Source organism: Shewanella sp. SP2S2-4, from assembly GCF_031932025.1.
Taxonomy (GTDB): Bacteria; Pseudomonadota; Gammaproteobacteria; order Enterobacterales; family Shewanellaceae; genus Shewanella; species Shewanella baltica.
Map to the genome: position 1 here is coordinate 55,220 of NZ_JAUOER010000032.1, position 10,944 is coordinate 66,163.

Below are 10,944 nucleotides of genomic sequence, written 5' to 3' on the forward strand. Positions count from 1 at the left end.
TCAATGACTGTTATGAATTATGCCGATTCGGCACTTTCCTTGCTGCCGCCTGCGGTGGCTATTGTGTTGGCGATCTTAACTCGCCGTGTACTGCTTTCTTTGGGGTTAGGGATTTTAATTGGTGCTTTATTACTCAATCAATTTTCACCTGTAGCGACGGGTGAATTTGTATTTAATGGCGTTAAAGGACTTTTTTGGACGGGCGAAGGCCTTAATTCGTGGAACTTATATATTCTCGGTTTCTTAATTGTACTGGGAATGATCACAGCGTTAATTACCGTCAGTGGCAGCGCGCGGGCTTTTGCCGATTGGGCGCGTTTACATATACGTAATAAACGTGACGCTAAACTATTAACCATGTTTTTAGGTTGTGTGGTTTTTATTGACGACTATTTCAATAGCTTAGTCGTAGGTTCGGTCGCTAGACCTGTTACCGACCGTTATTATATTTCCCGCGCTAAGTTAGCTTATTTATTAGATTCGACTGCTGCTCCTGTGTGCGTTATTTCTCCTGTATCAAGTTGGGGCGCCTATATTATTGCGCTTATTGGTGGAATATTAACGGCCCACGGTTTTGCTGATACGGGTCATTTGAGTATTTTTATTCAAATGATCCCAATGAATTTCTACGCAATCTTCTCTTTGTTATTATTACTTTTCGTAGTTTTTATGGGATTAGATGTTGGGCCAATGCGCGAGCATGAACTCAATGCCCAACGTGGTAATTTATACGATGAGTCAAAGGGATTACCGCCAGGGGCGAATGCGGATTTACCCGAAGCCGAAACCGGTAAGATCTTAGGCTTATTCCTGCCAATTACTGTGCTGGTATTTGCGACCCTGTATTTTATGATCAACAGTGGCGCTCAAGTACTTGCCGCTGAAGGGATTGAATTTAATATTATTTCAGCGTTTGAGAAAACCGATGTCAGTTCATCCCTTTTCTTTGGTGCATTAATCGGTTTAGCGATTTCGCTGATATTGAATTTAGTCCAAGGCGTTGAGAAATCAATGATAGTCAAAGGCATAGTGCAGGGCGCTCGCTCTATGCTGCCAGCGATTTATATCCTGTTATTTGCTTGGACTATCGCAGGCGTGATTGGCCAGCTCGAAACTGGTAAGTTTATGGCGAGTCTCGCGACGGGCAATATTCCGTTCGCGTTTTTGCCAGCGCTTATGTTTGTGTTAGCGGGTATTACTGCGTTCTCAACCGGTACTAGCTGGGGCACGTTCGGTATCATGTTGCCGATTGCTGCGGATATGGCGATGGGAAGTCACACTGGCATGATGTTACCTATGCTTGCCTCTGTGCTGGCGGGCGCGGTATTTGGCGATCACTGTTCACCGATTTCCGATACCACGATTTTGTCGTCTACGGGTGCGAGTTGTCACCATATCGACCATGTGGTCACTCAGCTACCGTATGCATTGATTGCGGCGTTTATTAGCTTAACGGGTTATATCGTACTTGGATTTACTGAGTCAGTTGTGGCTGGTTTAGTGGCCTGTAGTGTGGTGTTTGTGGTTAGCATCATAGTGCTTAAAATCAAATCTAAAGGCGCAATTAGCTAAACCTTAATTGAAACCTTGCACGGCAAAGGTTCACTACGAATAAGTCAAAATAAATCAGCCAGCATTATGCTGGCTGATTTTTTTGGTTAAGGCTGAGTTTGTCTTTATCTCTAGCCTATCGCATTAAGGCTACCAACTCTTAGCTTAGCGTGCTTGATCTAGCCCGCGGCGTTTTAGCAATCCTTGTGTCGTTGGCTCTTGTCCACGGAAGTTTTTGTAGGCTTCCATTGGCGCAATACTGTTGCCCACTTCACGAATGGTTCTGCGGTATTTCATGCCGATTTCACGATTGAGCCCGCCTTGGGTTTGCACATAGGCAAAGGCATCCGCCGCTAAAATCTCACTCCACATATACGCGTAATAACTTGCCGAGTAACCACCGGGGAAGGCGTGGGCAAAGTAGGTCGATTTATAGCGTGGCGGCACGGCGCTGATGTTTAAGCCGTGCTTTTTCAGTGCATTGGCTTCAAAGGTGGCGACATCTTGCAACTGTGCATCTGGGCTTAATGAATGCCATTCCATGTCTACGAGCGCCGCAGCCATATATTCTAACGTATCGAAACCTTGGTTAAAGCTGCCTGATTTCAACAGTTTTTGCAGCAGTTCATCGGGAATGGGTTTGCCCGTTTCATAGTGTTTAGCGTAGTTGGCCAACACTTTGGGATGGGCCGCCCAGTCTTCTTCGAAGGTTGATGGGAATTCTACAAAGTCACGGGAAACCGAAGTGCCTGCCAGACTTGGGTAAGTCACTTTGGAGAACATGCCGTGGGTGCCGTGGCCCATTTCGTGGAACATAGTGGTGACTTCGTTGTAGCTGACGAAGGTCGGTTGACCCTCTGGTGCCTTCTTAATGTTCATCACGTTAACCACGACAGGCTTAGTGCCTTCGAGGAAGGATTGGCCTACAAACGAACTCATCCAAGCGCCGCCACGTTTACCTTCACGGGCAAAATAGTCGGCGTAGAAAATGGCCATGCTTGAGCCATCGGCATCAAACATTTCGTAGGCTTTCACATCGGGATGATAAACCGGTAAATCTGGGCGAGGTTTTAGGGTGACGCCATAGAGTTCTTTGAGGGTGTAGAACACGCCATCTTCGAGGACGCGGTTAAACTCAAAGTATGGGCGAATGCTATTGGCATCGAGGGCGTATTTTTCTTGGCGGACTTTCTCGGCGTAGAATTCCCAGTCCCATGGCGCCAGTTCAAATTTGCCGCCAGTCTTGTCGATCATAGCTTGAATATCGGCCGCTTCTTTCTCTGTATTAGCGACTACGGCTGGCACCATAGAGCCAAACATGCTGTAAACCGCTTCTGGCGTTTTGGCCATTTGCGGCGCTAGGCGATAACTCGCCCAGTTTTCATAACCTAATAGGGTGGCGCGCTCAGCGCGCAGTTGCGCTAAACGAGATACCAGCGACGCCGTTTCGTTTTCACCACTTAAGCCACGGTTAGCCGAGGCTTCCCAAATGCGTTGGCGCAGTTCACGGTTTTCCAGTGACGCCAATACGGGCTGGCGAGTGGTGTTGGTGATGTTGATCAGATACTTGCCATCGTGACCTGCTGCTTTAGCATCGTTTGCGGCCGAAGTGATGTCGCTGTCAGTTAATCCTGCAAGCTCATTCTTAGACTCCACGACCACGGCGATTTCTTTGGTTAAGCGCAGTAAACGCTGGGAAAATTCGTTAGTCAGTGTCGATTGTTCTTCGTTAAGAGCACGGATCTTCACTTTTTGTTCGTCGGTGAGTTTTGCGCCCGCCATGATAAAGCGTTGGTGATAGACCTCAACCAAACGCACGGCTTCTGGAGTTAAACCTAGATTAGCGCGGTCGTTATAAATGGCTTCGATACGGGCAAATAGCGCTGGGTTTAAGTTGATGTTGTCCGAGTGCGCCGCCATTTTTGGCGCCATTTCACCTTGAATTTTACGCAGCTCTGGATTGCTGTTCGAACCCGCTAGATTATAAAACACACTCGATGCACGGCTGAGCAGGGCGCCACTTTTCTCCATAGCCACAATCGTGTTATCGAAGGTCGCCGCTGCGGGATTATTTGCAATCGCGAGGATTTCTTGATAGTGCTCGGCCATGCCTTGCTCTAGGGCAGGCGTAAAATGCTCATTCTTGATGAGGCTAAAGTCGGGCGCTTGATATTGCAGATTACTGACTTGAAACAAGGGGTTTTGGACTTGTACCGACATGGCGTTAGGGGCTTTGCTTTCTGTGTTGCTACAACCTGCCATAAATCCGGCGGTGAGTGTGGCGCCGATGGCGATGGCAATAAAACGTTTACGCATAATTGAGTGACTTCCTTTGAATTGTTGTTTTTTTAGGACTGTAACGTTAGTAACTTAAATGGGACTGAAAATGGCTTGTTATGGGGCTGTATCTAAATAAAAAGGAGTCCCGTTTTGATGAGACTCCTTTGGCGATTTCCTTGCAGGGAAAATCGGTACCGCTTTTTACTGACTATTTAATCATGCGATGATGAAATGATTAATTAGCGAGTAAACTTGTGGTATTTATCAATACCAGAGCTTCTACCTGTGTTATGACATACTGCACAGGATTCAGTCGTTGGTTGTTTAAACCAATCAGCCACGCTAGGAACGCTGATCTCACCACCGTTGCTCACCATGTGCGCTTTCGCAGAATCAATCGTATGGCAGGCATAGCAGTTTGCAGATACAGGGCTTGTCATCTTGCTACCGGGTTCTAAAATGTATTGATTTGGAATTTTATCTAAATCAATCGCTTTATCATGGCAGGCTACGCAACTGGTGACAGGATTGATCGCCCCTGCACCGTTAGCCGCATTCGCTTGAGTTCCATCCGCTTTCATTTCACCGACTTTAGCGCCATTACCCCAGTGCCAGCTGTGAACCATAGGGCCAAAACCTGCGCCTAAAGCGGCTGATGTCCGCGCCATGCCGTTGTCATGGCAAGCAATACAGCCATTACCGCCGTCATCGAAGGCCCCATTTTTGTGGAATGCAGTGGCATCGTTATGACAAGTCGTACAGCTGTTAGCGCTCACTATCTCACGACGTTCGAAGCCAGAGACTTTTTGAGTCGTGACTGGGTTAACGACGTCTGAGTAGGCGGTAAAGGATACGCCCATAGAACCGTCATAACCTGTCGCTCTTAGGCTGCCATTACTTTGATAACGTTGATTGCCATCATATTCCATCCAACCTGCGGTACTGAATGTCACGCGGGCAGAGTAAACATAGTTAGCATTCACTGCGCTGATATCCGTCAGTAAGTGACAGATATTCTTAGTGCCGTCGGTGTTGTAACCATAGTAATAGTTAGTACGGTTACCTGGGCGGCCCACTAAGCTGCCATTGTCATAGGCGTGCAGATAGGCACTGGCATAGACCAGCGGTTTCTTGGCATCAAACACCAGCGGATCTGAGTAGTTGAAGTTATCTTTGATACTAAAGATATTGCCATCAACATCCTTTACAGTAAGTGTTGTACACCAGCCTGGGGCGGCGACTGCGGCGGCAGCACCTGTTGGCGCATAGTGATCTGTTTTCGTTGATATATCATCGACTTTAACTGGGGCCGCTAATGTCACTTTGTACTTAGCGCGAATAGCTTGGCGCTCAGTAATGCCTGACTTACCTTCATGCATAGTACGGACATCGGCACCATTACTTGGGATAATAACGCCTGGTACACCACCGCTATCATGGCAATCGATACAACCGGGTCCTGCTACGTTGATGTTAGTTGGGGCTTCAACGTGACAGGATGTACAGTTTTGTACTGAAAAGTCTTTAGTAAAATCTTGGTGATTAACATGGCCAATCTTAGACAGGGTGTTAGTCGCATAGCCACCTACAGAGAAACCTTCCGCATTGACAGCGCCGCGACTCACTGAGCCGTGACACACTAAGCAGCCTTCTACGAAGGTGACTTCACCGTCCATACCGGTTGCAACATAGCTTGCATGGCGACGAGGACTTGTGGCGTAATCGACGTGACAGGAATAGCAACTATCGGTTGTGGTGGAATGAGTGCCTTCGGGTTTATTGACCACTAAGGGGGCCGAACGTGCGATACCTGTTGCGCTATTGCCGCCAACGCGTAACCACACAATGCCTTCAGTACTAGGATTGACGCCTAACATTGGGGCCACAAAAGTGTAGTGACCGTCGCCTAAAGAGGTCAGTGTGGCGCCTTCTGTCGCTTGAGTTGCCGCGCCACCAATATGCACATTGTCTGCAACGCCATTAAGATCATTTTCGGTACGGTTATTAATGAAACCCTTATCGGTTAACGCCGCGACTTTAGCCTCTGCGTTTTGCAGCCCGTTGATTAAATTATTATTCTCATCGGTAATTTCAAATTCGTAACTGATACTGCCTTCGCCAAAGCTGTAGTTGATCACTTTGACGTTCGTCAGCGTCGAGCTAGTGACTGGGGGCGGTGTTCCAGGTTCCCCAGGTTCCCCAGGTGTGCCAGGCGTACCTGGTGTTCCCGGAATACCGGGCGTTCCTGGTGCGCCATCGACACCATCTTTGCCATCATCGCCACAACCAACAAGGGCACCAGTTAGTGCTAAAGCCACTAAGTATGCCAGTTTTCTAGAGGTGAAAATTCTCATCATTATCTCCATTTGATCCAATATGCGCATAAAGGACGGAGTGGAGCACTAAAGTTTGCAGGGTAGATTAGTGCTTTGACCGTTAGCTTTAATTTGCAAGCTATCGAATACTTTCTTTTTTTAAATTGAGCACGTTTTGTCTCGAATGAAATACTACTGTTAACGTTATGTTTGTTTTTTGAGCGCAACCCCATTAGCACCTAATACTTTGGAGGTAGATCTCACTTTTGAAATTTAGCTTTATTTACTATTTCCTTATAAAACAGTATTTAAGGTTAAATTAAGCTTGTGTTAACAAAATTTAATCATTTGGTGGCTGGTGATGGCTTTTATCGTGCTAAGGATTAAATAAAGTGAGCTGGAGTTGGTTAAGTCGACGATGGGAGAGTTAAACGCTGGATAAGTCAGCGCAGTTGCAGTAATTCATGATAAAAGCTTAGTCGCTGCTAGTGTTCTGATGTGAAGCGCAATGTTAGACTAGCGGCCAATTTGGCTCCGATGGCAGACGCGTAAGCGCTAACGTTTTTTAAAGGGTATAAGTCTTGGCTCAATTGTATTTTTATTATTCGGCGATGAACGCTGGTAAATCCACTTCCTTATTACAGTCATCCTATAACTATCGCGAACGCGGTATGAATACCCTAGTGATGACAGCCTCCATAGATGACAGATATGGCAAAGGTAAAGTGGCCTCGCGCATCGGCATTGAAACGGATGCACAGGTTTTTAGCAGCCAAGATGATCTGACTCAGATGATTAGCGATGTGCATCAAGCCACGCCATTAAGTTGTGTGTTGGTGGATGAGTGCCAGTTTTTGAGTAAAGAACAGGTAAAGCAGCTGACGCATGTGGTCGATAATATTGATATTCCCGTACTCTGCTATGGCCTAAGAACCGATTTCCAAGGTGAACTCTTTAGCGGCAGTCATTATTTATTAGCGTGGGCCGATAAGTTGGTTGAGTTGAAAACCATTTGCCATTGTGGCCGCAAAGCCAACATGGTGGTGCGCCTCGACGGTGACGGCAAAGTGATGCGCGAGGGTGAGCAAGTGGCGATTGGCGGTAATGAAAGCTATGAGTCCGTTTGCCGTAAACATTTTCGTGAGTTTATCTGGGATTAGTCTTTGCTAGCTGGGTGTTGTTGGCTGCTAAATATTTTTGTGTGGCTTAATGGATTGATGTCTTGTTTTACTGAGTGGCAACGGATTTGCTGAGTTGCATGAAAGATATTTATTTTAGTGTTTTTTTGGAGCTGTTTTGCCTAATTCCCCGTCAGAGATGAAGTTCGAAAATTATCGTCCTCGTCCACCACAACCCGAACCTAAGGTGAAGGTTAAGACTCCGCGTAAAGCCAGATCTAAGGGCAGGGTCTGGTTCTTATTTTTTATCTTAATTTGCTGTATCGCACTATTGATTGGCCTTGAAGTTAAAACCTCGTTTTATCAAGCCAAATACATCAATCAATATGCTAAGACGCTCACCTATGAATTAGAAAACTCACCGAGCACAGCGGTGATTTATCCAAGTTATGGCCCTTTCGATGAGCGCCATGGCTATAGCAAGTTACCCCAGTATATCGACCGATTAATGCAACGGAATTTTCAGGTGACGCAGCAAGTGGTGTTTTCGCCTGCCTTGCAGGAATACGCGCAGCTGGGATTTTTCCCGCCTTATCACGAAAAGGCGCAATCTGGCTTAACGCTGCTCGATTGTCGCAATACCGATTTGTACGAGTTCGCCTATCCTAAACGGGTTTATCAGGACGACGATAAGATCCCCAATGAAATCGTTAATACCTTATTGTTTATTGAAAACCGCGAGTTATGGACCACGGAAGATAAACTCAATCCCGTGATCGACTGGCCACGCTTTGTGGTGGCGGGGATGAGCCAAATTGCAGAGATGGTCGGCATGAATGTGTCCACCGCCGGTGGCAGTACGCTGGCGACTCAGATTGAAAAATTCCGCCATTCTTCCCAAGGCTTAACCTTAAGCATCAAGGATAAGTTACTGCAAATTGGCTCGGCCAGTGTGCGCGTGTACCAGCAAGGTGAGAATACCGAACCCGCTCGTAAGCGCATCGTCCAAGATTATTTAAACACAGTGCCATTATCCTCGGCGCCCAATCATGGTGAAGTGCATGGTATAGGTGACGGGCTGTGGGCCTGGTTTGGCACCGATTTCGATACTGCAAACAAGCTGTTAGCATCGCCACAAATCAAGGGTAATGCCGCCAAGCGTGGACAAGTATTCCGCCAAGTGGTCGCACTGATGATCGCTCAACGTCGCCCTTCATACTATTTATTGCAAGGTCATGAAGATCTTGAAAATTTAGTCGATAGCCATATCCGCTTACTCGGCCAATATTATCTTATTGACCGTGGTCTGCGTGATGCCGCACTCGCGCAGAAATTGCAGTTTAGGGTCACTAAGCCGCAACGAAATACTCAATCGGGTGCCGATAAGGGCGTGAATACAGTGCGTATTCGTACTGCGGGCATGTTAAATGTGGGGCTCTACGATTTAGACAGGCTCGACTTGACGGTCAACAGTAGCTTACACAGTGATTTACAGCAGCAAGTGAGTCACTACTTACGCAGCCTGGCGCAAGTGTCGACCGCTGAGCAAGTGGGTTTATTGGGCGAGCGTTTACTCGAGCCAAGCCAACTGCAAAACGTGCTGTATAGCTTTACGCTTTACGAGCGTACCGACACCGCCAACCGAGTCCGCGTGCAGACCGACAGTACCGACCAACCCTTTGATATCAACGAGGGCAGTAAGTTGGAACTGGGTTCAACCGCTAAATTGCGGGTGATGGCGACCTACTTAGAAATCATCGCCGAGATCCACGAAAAATATTCTAAAAAACATGGTATTGAACTGGAATCTATCATTATCGAACCTAGGGATCACTTAACCCGTTGGGCGATTGATTACTTGATTGTGAATCCTGATAGACGTTTAGATCGCATGTTAGATGCGGCGCTACAGCGGGAATATTCTGCCTCAACCAGTGAGCAGTTCTTTACCGGTGGCGGTTTGCATGTGTTTAATAACTTTAAAAAATCGGAAGATGTTAAGACACCGACACTCTACCAAGCTTTGCAGGATTCGATTAACTTGCCGTTTGTGCGCCTCATGCGTGACATAGTCAATTACAGCAGCAGTATGCAAAATGAGGGCAATATGGCCCAGTTGCTACGTAATGATAAAGATCCGCGCCGCGACGAATACCTGCGGGTATTTGCCGATAGAGAGGGTAATACCTTCGTCACTAAGTTTTATCGCAAGTATAAAAAAGTGGCCGCGAATGAGCGTTTTGGGATGTTCTTCGACGGTTTATCCCAGTCGGAGCAACAATTAACGTCGGCGTATCGCTACCTCTTACCCGATGAACCTATGTCGGCATTTAAAGCTTTTCTACAGCAAAGATTGCCGCAGGTGAGCTATACCGATGGTCGTATTAAGAGCTTATATAACAAGTACGGCCCTGATAAATATAACCTGCCGGATCAAGGTTATATTGCACGGGTGCATCCGTTGGAATTGTGGGTGCTGGATTATCTTAATCACAATCCCGATGCCAATTTGAACGATGTGAAACAGGCGAGTGAAGCACAGCGCCAAGAGGTTTATCGTTGGTTATTTAGGACGCGACATAAAAACGCCCGTGACGTTCGAGTGCAAGTGATGCTTGAAGTGGAAGCCTTCCTCGACATACATCAGCGTTGGGCGCGTTTAGGTTACCCCTTTGATGCTATGGTGCCATCCTTAGGTTCGGCGCTCGGCAGCTCGGGAGATAGACCAGCTGCTTTAGCCGAGCTGATGGGCATTATTCAGAATGATGGCTATCGTTTGCCTACCGTGCGTATCAATCAGCTGCATTTTGCCGCGGATACACCATACGAAGTGACGCTGCAGAATCAGAACACCCAAGGTGAGCGAGTGATGCGCCATGAAGTGGCACAAGCCTTAAAAGCGGCGCTGGCGAACGTAGTGCAAAACGGTACTGCCCGTCGTTTGAAGGGCATTTTTACCGATGAAAAAGGCGAGATGTTAGCCATAGGCGGGAAAACCGGCACCGGTGATAACCGTATTGTGACTCAGATGCAGCAAGGTAAAAAAGTGGCGACGACTGCCATGAACCGCACCGCGACCTTCGTGTTTTATCTGGGGGATAAATACTTCGGCACTTTGACGGCCTTCGTGCCCGGCAGTAAATCCGATGATTTTAGTTTTACTTCGGCGCTGCCATTGCAGGTGATGAAAGGCATGATGCCTATTCTGTCTCCCTATGTGAAAACCGAGCAGGGAATGTGTGTGGTAAACGAATAAAGTCGATGATTTTCATGCCAAGTTTAATATCCGCAAATTAGCAACCGCAAGCTAAAAACGACAAAGAGTGTTCCTGATGAACACTCTTTGTCGTTTTATCGCTTTAATTATCTATCGATTCTTGTAGGAGGGTTATAACGTCTCATACCAAACGATAAAGATTTATTATGAATCACTGCTAAATAGCAGTGATTTTGGGCGAGTAATTGCATTCACTGACTCGAAAATACCCCAAAGCAAGACAACTTTGTCGTCAGTTGTTACGCATTAATTGTCATTGTTTTCCCAGTGACACGCCGCCTATTTCTTTTAAAAGAAGCATCCCTGAGGGCTCGACGGCGACATCCATGTCGCCAACGGTCACTGGTACAACAATACCAATCTTAACTAAGTCCCTAATTCACAAGTCCATCCTAAAAAGCTT

The 10,944-nt window shown here is 46.9% G+C and carries 5 protein-coding genes; 3 read left to right on the forward strand and 2 right to left on the reverse strand.

The features are described 5' to 3' along the window. The first annotated feature begins 3 nt into the window (after positions 1-3). Positions 4-1,572 carry a Na+/H+ antiporter NhaC family protein gene (locus tag Q4Q54_RS19780; RefSeq protein ID WP_311989355.1) on the forward strand — a complete coding sequence of 523 codons (1,569 nt, stop codon included), beginning with the start codon at positions 4-6 and terminating at the stop codon, positions 1,570-1,572. A 144-nt stretch (positions 1,573-1,716) separates the two neighbouring features. On the opposite strand, the gene Q4Q54_RS19785 is transcribed toward Q4Q54_RS19780, so the two are convergent. Beyond that, the gene (locus tag Q4Q54_RS19785) at positions 1,717-3,867 is read right to left on the reverse strand and encodes a M3 family metallopeptidase (RefSeq protein WP_311989356.1); all 2,151 of its coding nucleotides are present in this window, start codon (positions 3,865-3,867) and stop codon (positions 1,717-1,719) included. A 203-nt stretch (positions 3,868-4,070) separates the two neighbouring features. Beyond that, positions 4,071-6,185 (reverse strand): multiheme c-type cytochrome, encoded by a 2,115-nt coding sequence (locus tag Q4Q54_RS19790; protein ID WP_311989358.1) that lies wholly within the window; start codon positions 6,183-6,185, stop codon positions 4,071-4,073. 542 nt (positions 6,186-6,727) lie between these two features. Here Q4Q54_RS19790 and Q4Q54_RS19795 point away from each other — a divergent pair. Both Q4Q54_RS19795 and Q4Q54_RS19800 read left to right on the forward strand, forming a co-directional pair. Next, positions 6,728-7,306, forward strand: a complete 579-nt coding sequence (locus Q4Q54_RS19795) for a thymidine kinase (protein ID WP_261271414.1) — start codon at positions 6,728-6,730, stop codon at positions 7,304-7,306. A gap of 136 nt (positions 7,307-7,442) precedes the next feature. Beyond that, the gene (locus Q4Q54_RS19800; RefSeq protein ID WP_311989357.1) at positions 7,443-10,520 is read left to right on the forward strand and encodes a transglycosylase domain-containing protein; all 3,078 of its coding nucleotides are present in this window, start codon (positions 7,443-7,445) and stop codon (positions 10,518-10,520) included. The last annotated feature ends 424 nt before the right edge of the window (positions 10,521-10,944 follow it).

Coding starts and splice junctions, on each gene's coding strand:
- Q4Q54_RS19780 (WP_311989355.1), top strand. CDS start 4: ATGACTGTTATGAATTATGCCGATTCGGCACTTTCCTTGCTGCCGCCT.
- Q4Q54_RS19785 (WP_311989356.1), bottom strand. CDS start 3,867: ATGCGTAAACGTTTTATTGCCATCGCCATCGGCGCCACACTCACCGCC.
- Q4Q54_RS19790 (WP_311989358.1), bottom strand. CDS start 6,185: ATGAGAATTTTCACCTCTAGAAAACTGGCATACTTAGTGGCTTTAGCA.